Source organism: Longicatena caecimuris (genome assembly GCF_004341945.1).
GTDB lineage: Bacteria > Bacillota_I > Bacilli_A > Erysipelotrichales > Erysipelotrichaceae > Longicatena > Longicatena caecimuris.
Genome location: NZ_SMBP01000003.1, coordinates 101,019 through 117,779, shown reverse-complemented (window position 1 = coordinate 117,779; position 16,761 = coordinate 101,019). Strand labels below are relative to the sequence as shown.

The following is a 16,761-nucleotide window of genomic DNA, read 5'->3' as shown; positions in this document are numbered from 1 at the left end:
CACACGTCTTAAGATTCAAAGATAGGAATGAGATACTCCCATACCGCCTCCATTCCCGTCTTTTTTTCAGCGGAGAATGGAAATAATGGCTCATGATCATTCAATTGCAATTCTTTACGAATCATCTTTAATTGATTTTTTAATTTGGTTGATGGCAGCTTATCTGTTTTCGTCGCAACAACAGCTACCGGAATTTCATAATATCGTGCAAATTCAAGCATGGTGATATCATCCTCTGTTGGTTTATGCCTTGCGTCCACAAGGATGACTAACCCTTTTTTCTGTTTTCTTTCGGCAAAATAATCTTCCATCATTTCGCCAAATTTTAGCAGCTGTGCTTTTGATATATTAGCATAACCATAGCCTGGTACATCGACAAACATGTATTTATCATCTAGGTTAAAGAAGTTTAAAAGTCTTGTTTTCCCCGGTGTATTTCCTACATAGGCAAGTTTTTTTCTTCCACACATCGTATTGATAAAGCTGCTTTTACCAACATTGCTGCGTCCTGCTAATACGATTTCCGGTAAATCGGTTTCCGGCCAAGATTTTTTATCGGGAGCAGATATAACTAGCTCTGCTTTCTGAAAAGTGATCATTTACTTTACCAAAGCTGCATCTAGTACCTGTGAAACACGTTCCACTGGGATAAAGCTTACGGTTTCCTTAACAGCAGCAGGTACATCATCAAGATCCTTCACATTCGCTTTTGGAATAACTACGGTTGTGATACCACAGCGATGAGCAGCCATCGATTTCTCTTTTAAACCACCGATTGGCAAAACATGACCACGTAAGGTAACTTCACCCGTCATAGCTAAATTCGCTTTTACCGGCGTGTTGCTTAGACTGGATACAAGCGCTGTTGTCAAAGTAACCCCTGCACTTGGTCCATCTTTTGGTACGGCTCCTTCTGGAACATGGATATGAATATCGTTATTTTCAAAGAAGTCTGGTTTGATCTTATACTTTTTAGCATTGGCACGCACATAATCATATGCAATCGTTGCCGATTCTTTCATCACATCACCAAGCTGTCCGGTAATTACCAACTTCCCTTTACCTTCGAAATGATTTACTTCAATCTGTAACACATCACCGCCAAAGGCTGTATACGCAAGCCCTGTCACAGTTCCTACCTGATCCTTTGTTTCACGCTTGCCGTATTCAAATTTTTCATTGCCTAACCATTCATGGATGAGTTTTTTTGTAACCTTGATCGAACGTTTTTTATCCTTAAGAATAGCCAAAACGCTCTTCCGGCATACAGTGGCAATCGTTCTTTCTAACTGACGCACACCACTTTCACGCGTATAATAACGAATCAGATAGCTGATCATATCATCGTCTATTTTCAGCTGGCTGTTCTTTAAACCATTTTCTTTAATCTGCTTTGGTACTAAATGACGTTTCGCAATCTCAATTTTCTCTAATTCCGTATAAGAGGAAAGTTCGATAATTTCTAAACGATCGCGTAAAGCGTTTGGAATATTTTCCAAGTAGTTTGCTGTTGCGATAAATAAAACCTTACTCAAATCATATGGTTCTTCAATGTAATGATCTGAAAACATCGCATTTTGTTCAGGATCCAATACTTCCAACATTGCACTGGCAGGATCTCCTTTATAATCACTTGCCATCTTATCGATTTCATCGATCAAAAAGACAGGATTGATCGTTCCGGCTTTTTTCATCGCTTGAATGAAACGTCCCGGCATACTACCTAAATACGTTCTGCGATGACCGCGAATTTCAGATTCATCTTTAACACCGCCAAGTGAAATTTTTACAAATTTACGATCTAATGCACGCGCAACAGATTTGGCCAAAGATGTTTTACCAACTCCTGGAGGACCAACTAAACAAATAATTGGAGCTTTCAAAGAATTCGTCATCTGTTTCACCGCTAAATATTCTAAGATACGTTCTTTGACTTTTTCTAAGCCATAGTGATCTGCATCTAAGACATCACTGGCAGCTTGCAAATCTTCATTATCTTTGCTTTCCTGCCACCAAGGAAGATCCATCATCCAGTCAATATAAGTTTTGATGACCCCGGTCTCCCCACTGGCTGCTGGCAACATTTCATAACGGCTTAGCTCTTCTTTAATTTTTTCTTTAATGCTTTCCGGATATGGGTTCTCATCTAAACGACGACGAATTTCATCCGCATCCTTATCACTGTCAGGGACATCACCTAACTCTTCTTTAATCGCCCGCATCTTTTCACGCAAATAGTATTCTTTCTGGCTTTCTTCAATACGTGATTTCACTTTATCATTGATCTTATTTTCAATCTGAGAAAGCTCTTTCTCACTTTCGATTTCCTGTAAGATCAAAAACAGACGGTCATTGACACCTGTTGTTTCCAATAATTCTTGGCGTTTTTCCAATGTAAAAGGAAACAATTGTGATATCTGATCCGCTAGCTGAGGAGCACTGACCCCTTTTGCCAACTCATTAATCATCTCTTTCGGAATGCTTTGCGAAATTGCTTCAATCTCTTCAAACTGTTTTGCAATTTTGCGAATTAAAGCTACTTCTTCCATCGCATCCTGTGTTACATCATACATAACCTCAGCAGATGTGCTCATCATCTCATCGTCATTGATGATCGTATGAATCTTTACACGCTGAAGCCCTTTAAATTTTACTCGCAGATAGCCATCCATACGACGGATATGGCGAATTTGACACAATGTACCAAAGGAATATAAGTCATCAATGTCTGGTGAATCCATCGCTAAGTCTTTCTGCGCTACCAGAACCACCTGACTCTCAAACTTTTCCTGAGCCTCTTCTACAGCACACGTAGATTTGTCTCGTCCTACATCAATGATTACTTCTTGATTTGGGAAGACAATTACACCGCGCGTACAAACCAAAGGCAGTCGTACAATTGGATTAGCATCGTTTTCACTCATTTGTCTACACTCCTTTCATAAGCCAAAAAAGACGCGGATGCGTCTTTTACGCGGCTTTACTTACCAGCTGTCTCTTTCAATAATTCAAGAGCTTTGCGAATACGCAGATCATACGCAATCGCATCTTTGCTAATCAGCTGTTTCACCTGTTCTAATGGCATGTTGTAAGTAGTTGCAACTGTTTCCAGTTCTTTTTCTACTTCTTCATCGCTGATTTCCATTTTTTCTTCAGCAGCAATTGCCTCTAGAACTAAACGCACTTTTACTTTGTTGTATGCGTCTTTGCCCATTTCTTCACGAATCATTTCATCTGTTTGTCCAGTTACCTGTTTGAACTGATCCAAGCTGAATCCCTGAGACTGTAAACGCTGTGCAAATTCATTTACCAAAGTATCCGTTTCTTCTTCTACCATAACATCTGGAATTTCTACTTCTGCAGCATCCGTTACCGCAGTCAGCAATTCATTTTCAAATTTCTGATTAGCCGCATTTGCTTTACTAGTTTCCAGATTTTTACGTGCATATTCTTTGTACGCATCAACCGTTTCAACATCTTTGATTTCTGCCTGTTTGATTAATTCATCATTTACTTCAGGCAATACCTTTTCTTTAATATCATGTACCGTAACCTTGAAGACCACTGGTTGACCAGCTAATTCTTCTGCCTGATATTCTTCAGGGAAAGTTACATTGATTTCTTTTGTTTCTTCGCTCTTCATGCCTAACAGCTGTTCTTCAAAGCCTGGAATGAAAGAACCGCTACCGATTACTAATGGATAAGCCTCTGCTTTTCCACCTTCAAATGCAACACCATCTTTAAATCCTTCAAAGTCAATGACAGCTGTATCGCCATTTTCAACCTTGCCGTCTTCCTTTATTACTAGATCAGCAAAACGTTCCTGTAAAGAAGTCAATTCTGCTTCAACATCTTCATCGCTAACGGCTGCATCATCTTTTTTAATATCCAAGTTCTTATATGCGCCAAGTTTTACTTCTGGTTTCACTGTAACTGTGAATTTAAAAGTTACTTTATCTTCATCAATACTGTCGATGCCTAAAGAAGGACGAGAAACGACCCACAAGTCATGTTCCTTGATACCATCACTTAAAGCTTCACCAGCAACTTCATCAATTGCCTCCATTAATATATTTTGTGTACTGATTTGTTTTCTAACCAGTGCCTCAGGAGCATGTCCTTTACGGAAGCCTGGCAGATTTACTTTCTTAGAAAGTTTGCCAAATGCTTTCTTTTGAGCAGCTTTCCAAGCATCTCCTTCTACAGTTGTTGTTAATTCACCTGTTGATTTTTCTTTTAATTCCCATGTTGAACTCATGTTCATACCTCCTACGTACCCAATACGATTTTCACATGTTTAAATTTCATGCTTACTTAATAATAATTCATAACCACTGTTTCGCGCAAGTCCTTTTTCATTCAGAAATATTGCAAAAGCATCCATTTCTTCATGTGCCGCAAAGACATATTGTGCAACACCGATTGCAATTCCCAAAGCATCATCTTCTTCGATATTGTATGGCAATCGAAGATATGCCTCTTTTACTAGTGTTTCCACACACATCATCGTGAATGTCGGATTATCGCTTTCAAACCAATCCTTTAGGTATGCGACTGCTTGTATGACACCATCACTCTCCATTGGCGGCTCAATAAAGCATGGAGCAAAGGTTATGACTAACCCATCCATCTCAATTGTGAACTCGTCACTGATGTTTTGTTCCATCATCGCTTCAATTAGATAAGAGCGAATTAAGTAGTGTGGCGCATTGCCAAGGTAATCGCGTATCGCATCCAGATGATTACGAATATTACTTTTTCTTAACTGTTCAATCGCAAGAAACTGTTCTTCCAAGGAACCCTTTAGCAGCATTTCAATATCCTCTTCACTATAGCTTCGCTGTGCTTGTGGTTGCAACTCACTGCGACAGGCATTATAAAGATCGATCAAACGCTGTTCATATTCCTTAGGAATATAAGGCATGGAAAGCTCTTCCTCAAGAATCTGGTAAGCAGCTTGATGGTCATGTTGTTCCATCTGCATTTCTACTTTTTTTAGAATATCTTCATAATAAGTATCCATGGTATCTCCTTTACGACCAAACATACATTAATATAGCATATTTACCTTGTTTTATCAATTAGTATGTCCATAGTTGCGCCAATTTCACGCATTTTTTGTCCGTTATCACATAAAGTGTGTTATTTTCATTTCTTATGTGATGATTTTCCTTTGCCCATCCTGCTTTTACAACAGTCTTTCTAGGCAACGTACACACTTCATGCAGTAAAATCCCTAAAAATGAAAATACTTTTATTTTCTTTAAAATCATAAAAGCGAAGTTTCTTTTACAAACCGCTATATTATATAAGGATATGATATTTTAAAAATGCCAAACACATACTACTATTTTACAAAAAGTATTAATACATATGATTGACTTTTCATATTTGAAGGTGCATATACCTCACTTTACACTTAACATTCTTTGTGTACTGCAGTTGGAAAAACTGTTCAGAAATGAAAAAAAACAAATTATATATTGAAATTCAATATGAAATTTGCTATTATAATTAGGCATTGATTGTTGTCCACGTAGCTCAGTTGGATAGAGCATGCGCCTTCTAAGCGCACGGTCAGGGGTTCGAATCCCTTCGTGGACGCCATATGTGTATTACCCGCTGATGCAAGCGGGTTTTTTATTTATCGCAAAAAGTGACATGTGAAGCAACAACAATCACAAGATGATATAAAAATGTCGTAAATATAGCAAAAAGTTTACTTTTTCCTTGACCTTCCAGCTGCTAGAAGGTGTTTACTACCTCTATAAAAGAAGGAGCATAGCTATGAAAATTGGAGAAATTGAAAAATTGAGTGGCATCTCTGCCAAGACGATACGCTATTATGAAACTAAGGGTCTATTACAGATCAAACGTGGTGAAAATGCCTATCGCGAGTATGGCGAAGAAGATTTAACGCAATTACAAACAATTGCTTTATTAAGAAAATGTGGTTGTTCTATAGCTGCTATTAAGGATGTTACAGACGGAAAATGTACGCTAGTAGAGTTATTAGAAAAACAAATTCATATGTTGGAAAAACAGAAATGGCAAGAAGATCTTCGCCTATCTATTTTATATGATATGCAAAAATCTTTTCAGAAAAGTGATGCCTCTGCATTATCTGCATGGCTACAAACTTTAAAAGAAATCGAAACGGATGAATTCCAACAATTACACGAAGATGTCCAAATGTTGACGCAGCATTCCCCGCTTTTTTATGTTGTATGGACTCTCATTCTTAGTGGCCCTATTCTAACTTTATTTCTTAAAATTAATGAACATAATGTAGAACACCAAGGATTGCTAACCTTACTTTCTCTAGCTGACATGAGCGTGCTAACATTATTATGGCGTAAGTATTTTACTACAAGACACCAATTTAAAGAACGGAAAAAGAGAGGATGGATCTTACTCTTGTGGTTGCCTTTTTCTTTATGCATAGGATTTTTATTCATCTTTGTCATACAGTGGCTAAAAGAGCTGCTTTATCTTAAAGATGGCTACATACTGTGGAGTTCCACGATGCTTGCCGATATCCTTCCCTTTTTCTTCCTCATTGAAGCGATGGTCATAAATGGCGCCTACATTGCCAAGAAAACGCATAATATTGATTTTGAAGACTATCAAGTCATCTTTCACAAACTGAAACACTACCGTTTCCTAATGCTCTTTGTAAATCTCATCGTTCTTTATATATCTTTAACAAACATCAATGTGCTATATCCATCACATCTTGAAACAGCACGCTGGTATGCGCCTATCCTGCAAACAAATGATTATCAAAATATCACAAAAGTAAAAACTGGTTTTCAATCAGCCAAATCCTTTTTATCGCAACACAATAAAGGTGATTTCTATTATTTTCTTTATCTGAAGGATGGTAAAAAGATTGATATTTCCATGCCAAATGCGGCACATGAAAAACGTTATGAAGAGCATACATATTTAGAAATTGAAGAATGTGATGCCATCTTCATGCAACTCGGTATAAAAAAAGAAGGCAGTATGCAGCATTTTCAAGACAATACTTTGGCAGCCGAATATCGAAATCGTTTTAAAAAAATTGTTGAAAATAAAACAAAGTAAGAGCAATAATGGTAGTTTATATTGATGTATTTTAATGAAGATACAAACATTTCTTCTTTAACATAAGTTACATTTCATATATGATTATCTGTATAAAAAATATTTTATCTATGTACCTATTAAGAAATCGGCTTTCCCACAAAGCCGCTATCATAACATGATCATTGAAATGACATTTCATAACAGATAATATAAAAAACATAAGGTGCCAATTATTGATAGACACCTTGTGCTTTTCATTAATAAATATAGTACCTAGATGAAAGACACTGCCTAACCTTAACAACTGTACGATGACTCCTCTAGGTTCTTTCTTACTTTAGGTTAGCTTTGTAAAAGTGGTTTCTAAATGGTTACTATGTATCGTCATTTTGGAAATCTCCATTTTTTAATTCCTATTTTTCAATTACCCATTTTCCAGTAGGGATTCTCTTCTGGAAAGATCCATTTTTATCAATCGTTTAGTGCAAAGCGCTCGTTTGTCCTTATAAGACAACATCATTGTCAGGAAATTCTTTTGAAATTTTATTTCTTAATTCTTTAGCACAAGCGATATAGTAGTGCCGCCCATTGGCACTTGTTTCATATTCTGCAATTTTCTCTAATGCAGTTGCTTTTACTTCCAATATAGTTTTATCTATATCTATTTGTATCAGCAAATCACAAAGTTCTAAACACCATTGATAATCTCTGTCTTTAAGCGCTGTTTGCGCAGCTGCAAACACATTTTCTTTTCCTCCCATTAATTTAACCGTTTTACTTGCTTTTTGCTCAGGAGAAAGAGGGTGAAGATTGGTTGGATTTCCATCGAACCAGCCTAAATAAGCTGCATAGATTTCTCTTACTGTCCACTCTACACAACCATAATATTCACCTAAATATGGTAAGTCAGCATATTCAGCTGGTAAATGAATTTCAGAAGCTAATTGTTCTGCGTTTTTGCCTTCATTCATACCTTTCAGTGTTTCATTCAAGACATAATCCATCGCATTCTTGTAATTCGTTAGTACTTCATGAATTTTTTCTTTTCCCTGTATCAAAGCTGTGTGTCCAGCTAAAAGATATTTGGCAGGATAAGATAACATAAAGTCGATACTGTTAATCCATGTCGCAAGGTTTCGATATTGTCCGCCACGAATAGCGTATAGGTTTGGAAAACAACCAAAATAGTTATCCCCGCAACATAAAACTTCTTTTTGAGGAAGCCATATCATCATCTGATCCTCAGATTCGCCAACAAGTCTAACCAACTCTAATTGTATACCATCAATTTCTCTAATGACTTTATCTTGCTGATAACAAGTGGTCGGTGAAACAAAAGCACGCTGTTCACCATAAACAACTCCCTCACGTATCCCAATTCCTTGAGAAATGGCTTCATTATCATCTAGCGCATAACCAAACTGTCTTGCCCCTCGTAAAGTTTGAATATCCTTTAAAAAAGCTGTTTTCTCTAATTCCGCCATCTTAGGCTCAAATGCAATAATCTCCGAAACACTTTCTGAAAAAGCACCTGCGCCACCTCTGTGATCTGGATGTCCATGTGTGTAAAGAATGGTTTTAACTTTCTTTTCTGTATGATTTCGAATGATATTTGCCAATTTTTTGCCACGTTCTAAAGAATCTAAAGTATCAATCAGAAGAATACTTGTAGCACCTTCAATAAAAATAGCATTACTATGCCCCACGCCAAAAACGAACCATACACCTGATGTTATTTCTATAACAGCTTCTTTATAGTTTTTTGTAAAACTTGTTAATTTTTGTTTTCCATTAGATATTAACATATGATCTCTCCATTCCTTTTATTTTACAATATACCTTCTAACAAGAACAGCACTACTATGATACAAGGAAAAAATCACTTCAAATATACCTGCTTTTTCTTATTATAACAGTTTCAAATACGTGTTACAATTTTATTTGATTTCCACACGGTCTTAAGTCTATCTTTTCCTTACTTATCTTCCCTAAACAAAGCGGTCAAGTCCTGCAAGCACCTACGCTTCATAGCAATGTTGAACTATATGCTTGATTCGGCATGTTATAGTCTATTGGCACAAAGAAACCTTATCATTTAACAAACACCTACCATTAAACAAACAAGAAACCATTAGAAAAGTGTGCGATTGCACACTTTCTTTCATTATGTTTATTCGGATATTTAAATTATCGTGGGGATAAAACCTGCCTCTAAATTATCATGGGGTTTACAGAGAGCTTACCTTTAAACTATTGTGGGGTGGGTTCTTTTGTTCATTTCACAAAAAAACCTTTCGTTGTAGAATATCATTGTCAAACATTATTCTTAACGAAAGGAGTGGTTTTCCACTATGGATATTATAACAGATTTATTGAATATACCTCAAGAAGATGTTTTATCCTCTTCCTCTTCTCAAAGTGAAAACGGTTCTTTGATTATCGACATTACTCTCGTATCTAAAAAGTTTAGCTGTCCTTCTTGTGGTTCTTATTCCACACATATTAAAGACTATAGAACTAAATCTATTACCCATTCTGCGCTGAACAGCCGTTCTTGTCTGATACGCTATCGTGCCAGATGCTTTGTGTGCACTGTATGTGGCAGAACTTTTTTTGAATCAAATCCCTTCCTGCCTTCCGGGCATACTATAAGCAGCCTTACTGTTCTTAATGTGCTGAATGAGCTGAAAGAGTCAAATTCTACTTTCTCCAGCGTTGCACGGCATAATTATATTTCTCCAACTAAGGCTCAGGAAATCTTCGATCTTTATGTCCGTATAAAGCGTAGAACTTTTCCTAAAATCATATGTATCGATGAAGTCTATGCTTTGAAGGATAATCATAGTAAGTATGTCTGCCTTCTTCTTGATTTCAAATCTCATCAGCTGATTGATATGCTTCCTGAGAGAAAAAAGTATTCTCTTCTCAATTACTTTGAAAGGATTCCTATAGGTGAAAGATCAAATGTCCAATACTTCATTATGGATATGTATCAGCCATATAGAGATGTTGTTCATTTCCGTTTTCCTAAAGCCAAAATTGCTGTAGACTCTTTCCATGTTGTTAAAAATATCAATGATTCCCTAAATGCAGTCAGGGTCCGTATTATGAAAGGATATAAGTCAAACACTGTAGAATATTATCTGCTGAAGAATTTCAACTGGCTTCTTCTTGAAAAAGAAGTACGAGAAGGTAAGCGCAGGTTCAATAAACGGTTAAATCAATATATCAATTATCCGCAGCTGCTTGACCGCATATTGGCTATATCCCCAGAATTAAAGGAAGCCTATCAGATCAAAGATAGATACCTTCTCTTCAATACATACAGCGATTTCAGTAATGCAGAAAAAGATTTCAATGAGATGATGTCATTGATACGAAAATCTCATATTCCTGAAATAGTAGTAATCCATAAAATGTTGAATAACTGGAAAGAAGAAATCATCAATTCTTTTATTCTCGTAGATGGAAGACGGTTGTCGAATGGCATCATGGAATCTCGTAACTCTATTGTAAAACTGATCAAGAAAACGGGTAATGGATATGTGAATTTCGCGCGCTTCCGTAACCGTTGTATGTACTGCATGAACAGAGATGCACTGCCTTGCCTCTCTGATGCACAGCTTCCAATCAGAATGAACGGAAAGAAACGCGGTACCTATAAAAAATAACTATCATGCATACAATGTTTGACATATAAAAAAGAAGTAATTTGTTCATTCCCGAACCTTATTACTTCTTTTTTGAAACCCCACGTTAATTTAGAGCGTAGCAGTTAGATGCTAAAACCCCACAATAATTTAGAGCCTTTTTTCGCTCAACCCCACGTTAATTTAGAGCCCCGTTTATTCCGTTTCAATTAAGCCATAGCCACCATCATGACGTTTATAGACAACGGCAATTTCCTTTGTTTCATCGTCGCGATAAATAAAGAAATTATGATTCAACATTTCCATACGCATAATCGCTTCATCTAATTCCATGGTGTCTGGGACAATGGATTTTGTCTTAACGACTTCATCCGCTTCATCATACTCTTCATCTAATTCTTCTGTTTCAAGGAACGCATATGCCAATTTCTCTTTGTTCTTTCTCGTTAATCTTGTTTTTTGTCTGCGAATCTGATCTTCCAGTTTGTCGATAGCCAAGTCAATGGCTGCATATAAGTCATCATGCACAACTTCTGCACGCAGAACTGCAAACTTTGTTGGAATCGTCACCTCTATTTTCTGTTTGTTCGGATACACCCGAACTACCACATTTGCAATCACATTCTCATCAATGATGAAATACTTTTCGAGATGATTTAACTTCTTCTCAATTTTCTCAGCGATTGCTGGAGTTACCGTAATGTTCTTACCGTAGATCTGGACTTTCATAATAAAATCCCTCCTTGTATTTATACCTTTATTATAGTCAAAAAAATTCCTTTTACTAGACTATCATTTTTAGATAAAATATGATAGACTTGTACTGTAAGGGCGATCATGGAAGTTTCGCTTTTTTTATGCAAACTATTTGTAAGAAAGGAAAAGAAAAAAATGGAAAGCCTGATGAAAATTTTAAAGGAAGAACACTTATCCTGTATAGTGTCACAAAACAATCATATTTATAAAGAAAAGGCTGATGGAATACGCCCCATTCTAACCCTCCTTGATAAGGGTGTATTGAAAGATGCGCAAATCGCAGATAAAGTGATTGGCAAAGCGGCAGCAATGATGTTAGTATTCGGGGGCATCAAAGAAGTTCATGCTGGTGTGATATCTGAACCGGCACTGCATTTTTTACAAGCACATCATATTCTTGTTCATTACGAACTACTTGTACCAAATATCATCAATCGCAAAAAAGATGGTATCTGCCCCATGGAAACATGTGTATTGCATATAGACGATATGGAGCTTGCCTATCACAAACTGGTACATTTGCTAGCACAAATGACCAAGTAAGAACGTCTTCCTACAAATAAATTGTTTAAAAAAAGAAAGTCTTAAGGTGAATTTTAAACTACCTGAAAACTTTCTTTTTTGAATGTTTCTATATGGCATTATGGGCCTGCCAAATCTTTTTAAAATAATCGCATGCATTACGATATGCAATTGCTGCAATCTCCTCTTCACTAAAATACTTACGCATTTCCTGAAGGATATTACCAGTCTGCGTACAATCCTTCGCACCCTTTAAATAATCATATTGTTCCTCATAAAAATCCATATAATCAAAGCCAAAAGCAATGCTATCAACCTTATTATGATGAAACTCTTTTAACCAGACCATGTGCTGTACAAGATGGGCAACATCCTGTTTTTCTTTATTGCTATGCACAAATTGTGGTGCTGTATTCATACCAATCAAAGTGCCACGTTTCAGCAATGCTTCAATCTGTTCATTCTTAAGATTACGCGGATGATCACACAATTCTCGAACATTAGAATGACTCGCGATGATATTGGCCTTAGGATGAGAAAGAATATCCCAGAAAGTTTTTTCATTTGCATGTGAGACATCAATGACCATATTCAGTTTTACCATTTCGTCCAATGCTTCTTTTCCCATTGCCGTAAGTCCACGTTGTGTATCACCTTTCACACCGGTTGCCAGCGCATTTTCATCATTCCAGCAAAAGGACGCCAAACGCACACCCTGTTCATACATCCAACGTATCTTTTCACGCGGATGCTCCTTGATTCCACACATCCCTTCTACACTCATAATGGCATGAACCTTAGCAGGTACAAAAAAGTCTTCTGCTTGCAAAAGAAGACAGACATCTTCGCACTCCTGTATGGCTTTTTTGGTATTTTGGATCATATCCTGCATATCCGTCCAATCTTCATGCCCATCAAAAAAAGATGCCATGCAAATATAAGCGATTTCTCCCTGCTCAAATTTAGGCAGATGATACGTTTTTAAAATATTCTCTTTATATCCCTTATTTTTCTTTTGCATAATATCGTAGCCGATATCTGCATGCAGATCAAAACTCTTCAAATCATACACCTCCGTTTAAAAAAGCAGCATATATGCTGCTAATGCTCATAGATGACATCAAAATACTGCATCTTAGGATTGCCATCCATACCAGTATCATATGCCTGATTTTGTAAAATATCCATAACACTTTGGACATTTGCATCATATTCTATACATCCATAGGCCTTTTCCACTACCGCAACTGCCAACGATTGCGCCTCTTGGAATAACTCAAGGAAGGATGCATTTGATCGCATAGCAGAATCACAAGGATGCAGCCATTCGCGTTTTTCTTCATTCAAGATATCATAGCGTTCATCAATCTTTGTTTTAACGATATTGCCACTGATCTTCCATGGTTGTCTAAACAAAGTTTCCACACCTTTAACAATGGGATATTTCAAATTATTAGGATCATACAATAATTTTTGAATATCATACCAGGAATTTAAAGCTTCTCGTATGTCATGTACCTTTACATCTACATGATACACTTCTTTTGCGCTAGGAACATATATCCTGGCAATAGCCTTTAGTATATCTTCATCATATTCACAAATTTCATAACAAGGGAATTCTTTAATATTAATACCCTTATATTTTTCTAACATCATGGTATCCATCATAGATTCAAAACGGTGATGATATCCGGCACTTTTTCCTTTACAGTTCCCGGTACGATAAAAAATATAAGGATGTGTTGTTTTATCTAATGCCCAATGACATAAATGTCCAAACAAATATGCCATCATTGTTTCTTTTATTTGTATGTTTTCCTGAGCTTTCACACAGCGCAGTGCAGTTTCATAAAAAGCGTTGATATGGGTTGCATGCATACGGCTCCCTAGATGATTTAAGACATGGCTCTTATATGCCTCCCAAGGCTTACTATGCGAAAAAAACAGAAAATCCGGTCCGTTACTGCCAATATAATAGCTTTGCGGATGTTTTTCAATAATTGAGCGAATATCTTGTTTTTCTAATTGTTTTAATACCTCTTCAGCAAATATTTTGTGTGTGATAATATTTGGCATGTGCTTCCCTCCTATTGTCGTCTAGTGGTATTATAGCATTTCATTCCTCTTTTTCACAATGCTTTATTATGAAAGCGAAACCCTTCTTTTCTTTTATGCTTGATTCCATAGGATGGTAACTGAAAGAGTAATGCTATATTTTTTATTTCTTATCATTTGCTGAAGGTGGTATCTTATTTTCGGTAATTGTTATCTTCATTCATTACAGATTACTTGTAGAAGTATGATATATACATGATATATGCTAAAAATAAAGTGAATAGATAGGAATTCTTATTCTAGTACCACTCTTTACATAATCCATGCTATAATGTAAGAACTATAACCGATGTAAGGGATATCGGATGATGATTTATATAGGAGATAGTCATGGTAACAAAAAAAACAAGTAGATATTATCGTATTATTCTTATATTATGCCTGTGCTTTTTCGTCTCAGGTGTCGGTTTTATTTTCTATATGATGAAAGAAAGCAATCAGAAAAATATTGCTTATTTTGAAGAGTCTGTAGAAAATATGAAGACAACGGTTAACGAACAAATAGCGAATAATATGGAAACCCTTGACGGTGTGGCACTTACACTTGGTGAAATGAAAGTTATGGATTTAAAACATTTACTTCCTATTATCCGTAAGATCAATGATCGCAACGCGTTTTATCGCATGGGTATCATTCATAGCAATGGGAAAGCCGACATGGTTGATTTAGATGGCACCATTCATCATAAGGTTGATTTTAGTTCCTCTCCTATTTTTCAATCAGGCATGCAAGGAAAACTTACCATTTCTAAGACATTAAAAGATCCTTTCAGTAATAACTACCTCAATTATTATAGTGTTCCTATTATCAGTAATAATCAAAATATCGGTGTGTTACTAGCGGCTGATAAAACTCAGCGACTGCGGAGTGTTTTGGATAATGCCATCTTCAGTCATAGTGGCTATTCCAATATCATTGACAGCAACGGCACTTATATCATTCGTTCTATGAAATCAGCAACGGTGGAAAATATAGGGGATATTGGTAATCTTAGTGAAGAACAATTAACAAGTATTCATCAAAACCTTAAAGATAAAACATCACATTTCTTCACGTATGATGAGGATAAACAAACTTATTGGTGCTTATATACACCATTATCGTATAACGATTGGTATTTATTAAGTATCGTAAATGAAAATATGATTAATGAAGATCATACGCTGATCTATGGAACCATTCTGTTAACAGGCTTTGCCTTATTGATCTTTTTACTACTCTTTTACCTTATTAATCGCACGCACAATCGCACAAAGCAACATCTTGAAAGACTAGCCTTTGCAGATCCTGTGCTCGGTATATCAAACTTTGTCAAATTTTCTATAGATGTGGAAGAACAGATAATCCAAAGAAAAGACGCATTTCAACCATTCGCCTTTTGGTATGGGGATATTGATAATTTTAAAATCTATAATGACACCTTTGGCTATGAGGCCGGTGATGCTTTATTAAAAATCATGTGCAATTGCCTACTTGCCAATATGCAAACACATGATTTCTTCTGTCGTGAAAGTGCCGATCATTTTACGGGTATACGTTTTTTCCAAGAACCTAACCAATTAATCGAATGGCATGAACATATCATGAAAGCTGTTATTGCGAAAGAGCATTGCAATACACATTCTTTCCCTATTTCATTTGCAATTGGTTTTTACTGTGTAACAAAACCAGAAGATGTGTTAAGTGTAAATAAGATGTATAACCGTGCTAAGATGGCGCAACAGTCAATTAAAGCAAATCGTGAAATACGGCAAGCATTTTATTCCGATACCATTCGTCAAAATATCCTACATGTTAATGAGATTGAAAGTCAAATGCAGCTTGCCTTGAAGAATGGTGAATTTAAAATGTATATACAGCCTAAAACGGATACTCATCATAATCATCGCATCATGGGTGGAGAAGTTTTGGTACGTTGGCAAAAAAGTGATGGAACCATCATTCCTCCAAATGACTTTATTCCGATATTTGAACGTAATGGATTCATTGTTCTTTTAGATCGTTATATGTTTGCTTCTGCCTGCAAATGGCTGCACGATTATTTTGAAAATCACACACATCGCATTCATCTAGCAGTCAATGTTTCAAGATTAGACATTTTCCAGGAAGATTTCATAAGCTATTATGTTTCGATAAAAGAACAATATGAACTTTGTGATGATGTGATAGAATTGGAATTCACCGAAAGTCTAGCGATTGAAGACCATGCGTTATTAAGTGCCAAGATCAGTGAACTGCGTACTCATGGATTCCTTTGTTCAATTGATGATTTCGGTGCTGGCTATTCTTCCTTGAATACATTAAAAGAACTTCCTATTCAGGTCATAAAATTAGATATCTTATTCTTTCGCAAAGGTGCTTCTATAGAGAAAGCTCGCATCATTGTTTCCCATATTATTCATTTGGCGAAACAGCTTCATATCGCGGTCGTTGCAGAAGGTATTGAAGAGCCTGATCAAGTGTACTTCTTAGAAAAATGTGGCTGTGATATCATCCAGGGATATGTCTTTGCTAAACCAATGCCGGCAAATGATTTTAAGAAGTTATTGTTGAAAGATCCTGTTGGCTATTGGGGAGAAGGCTTTCTTAAAGAATCTGATTAAGTAAATAAAAAACGTCATAACACAGTTGCTGTTGACATGC

General features: G+C 36.4%; 12 protein-coding genes and 1 tRNA gene. 5 read left to right on the top strand and 8 right to left on the bottom strand.

The features are described 5' to 3' along the window. Positions 1 to 8 precede the first annotated feature (8 nt). Genes yihA through EDD61_RS02920 form a run of 4 tightly spaced genes read right to left on the bottom strand, consistent with a single transcriptional unit; the run spans position 9 to position 5,023 of the window. Positions 9 to 599 carry a ribosome biogenesis GTP-binding protein YihA/YsxC gene (yihA, locus tag EDD61_RS02935; protein WP_008688964.1) on the bottom strand — a complete coding sequence of 197 codons (591 nt, stop codon included), beginning with the start codon at positions 597 to 599 and terminating at the stop codon, positions 9 to 11. Next, positions 600 to 2,924: an endopeptidase La gene (lon, locus tag EDD61_RS02930; RefSeq protein WP_008688966.1), complete on the bottom strand. Its 2,325-nt coding sequence runs from the start codon at positions 2,922 to 2,924 to the stop codon at positions 600 to 602. Positions 2,925 to 2,980: 56 nt separating this feature from the next. Further along, positions 2,981 to 4,258, bottom strand: coding sequence for a trigger factor (gene tig, locus EDD61_RS02925; RefSeq protein WP_008688968.1), 1,278 nt, complete (start codon positions 4,256 to 4,258; stop codon positions 2,981 to 2,983). A 39-nt stretch (positions 4,259 to 4,297) separates the two neighbouring features. After that, positions 4,298 to 5,023: a DUF3196 family protein gene (locus EDD61_RS02920; protein WP_008688969.1), complete on the bottom strand. Its 726-nt coding sequence runs from the start codon at positions 5,021 to 5,023 to the stop codon at positions 4,298 to 4,300. Between the two features lie 507 nt (positions 5,024 to 5,530). Here EDD61_RS02920 and EDD61_RS02915 point away from each other — a divergent pair. Both EDD61_RS02915 and EDD61_RS02910 read left to right on the top strand, forming a co-directional pair. Beyond that, positions 5,531 to 5,607 (top strand) — tRNA-Arg (locus tag EDD61_RS02915). 180 nt (positions 5,608 to 5,787) lie between these two features. After that, positions 5,788 to 7,089 carry a MerR family transcriptional regulator gene (locus tag EDD61_RS02910; RefSeq protein ID WP_132223889.1) on the top strand — a complete coding sequence of 434 codons (1,302 nt, stop codon included), beginning with the start codon at positions 5,788 to 5,790 and terminating at the stop codon, positions 7,087 to 7,089. 485 nt (positions 7,090 to 7,574) lie between these two features. Here the strand turns inward: EDD61_RS02910 and EDD61_RS02905 are convergent, their stop codons facing one another. After that, on the bottom strand, positions 7,575 to 8,876 hold the full coding sequence (locus EDD61_RS02905; RefSeq protein WP_008688973.1) for an alkyl/aryl-sulfatase: 1,302 nt from the start codon (positions 8,874 to 8,876) through the stop codon (positions 7,575 to 7,577). A 546-nt stretch (positions 8,877 to 9,422) separates the two neighbouring features. Between EDD61_RS02905 and EDD61_RS02900 the strand changes: the two genes are divergently transcribed. Then, positions 9,423 to 10,742: an ISL3 family transposase gene (locus tag EDD61_RS02900; RefSeq protein WP_132223886.1), complete on the top strand. Its 1,320-nt coding sequence runs from the start codon at positions 9,423 to 9,425 to the stop codon at positions 10,740 to 10,742. Between the two features lie 174 nt (positions 10,743 to 10,916). Here EDD61_RS02900 and hpf read toward each other — a convergent pair whose 3' ends face one another. Next, positions 10,917 to 11,450 (bottom strand): ribosome hibernation-promoting factor, HPF/YfiA family, encoded by a 534-nt coding sequence (gene hpf, locus EDD61_RS02895; protein ID WP_008688975.1) that lies wholly within the window; start codon positions 11,448 to 11,450, stop codon positions 10,917 to 10,919. Between the two features lie 162 nt (positions 11,451 to 11,612). On the opposite strand from hpf, the gene EDD61_RS02890 reads away from it, so the two are divergent. Further along, entirely contained in the window at positions 11,613 to 12,020 is a 408-nt protein-coding gene (locus EDD61_RS02890) for a DUF1893 domain-containing protein (RefSeq protein WP_008688977.1), read from the top strand. Positions 12,021 to 12,108: 88 nt separating this feature from the next. Here EDD61_RS02890 and EDD61_RS02885 read toward each other — a convergent pair whose 3' ends face one another. Next, the gene (locus EDD61_RS02885; protein WP_243642680.1) at positions 12,109 to 13,071 is read right to left on the bottom strand and encodes a dipeptidase; all 963 of its coding nucleotides are present in this window, start codon (positions 13,069 to 13,071) and stop codon (positions 12,109 to 12,111) included. A 29-nt stretch (positions 13,072 to 13,100) separates the two neighbouring features. Continuing rightward, entirely contained in the window at positions 13,101 to 14,078 is a 978-nt protein-coding gene (locus EDD61_RS02880; RefSeq protein ID WP_008688980.1) for a zinc dependent phospholipase C family protein, read from the bottom strand. A 369-nt stretch (positions 14,079 to 14,447) separates the two neighbouring features. Between EDD61_RS02880 and EDD61_RS02875 the strand changes: the two genes are divergently transcribed. Next, positions 14,448 to 16,721, top strand: a complete 2,274-nt coding sequence (locus tag EDD61_RS02875; RefSeq protein ID WP_132223880.1) for a bifunctional diguanylate cyclase/phosphodiesterase — start codon at positions 14,448 to 14,450, stop codon at positions 16,719 to 16,721. Positions 16,722 to 16,761: the final 40 nt, after the last annotated feature.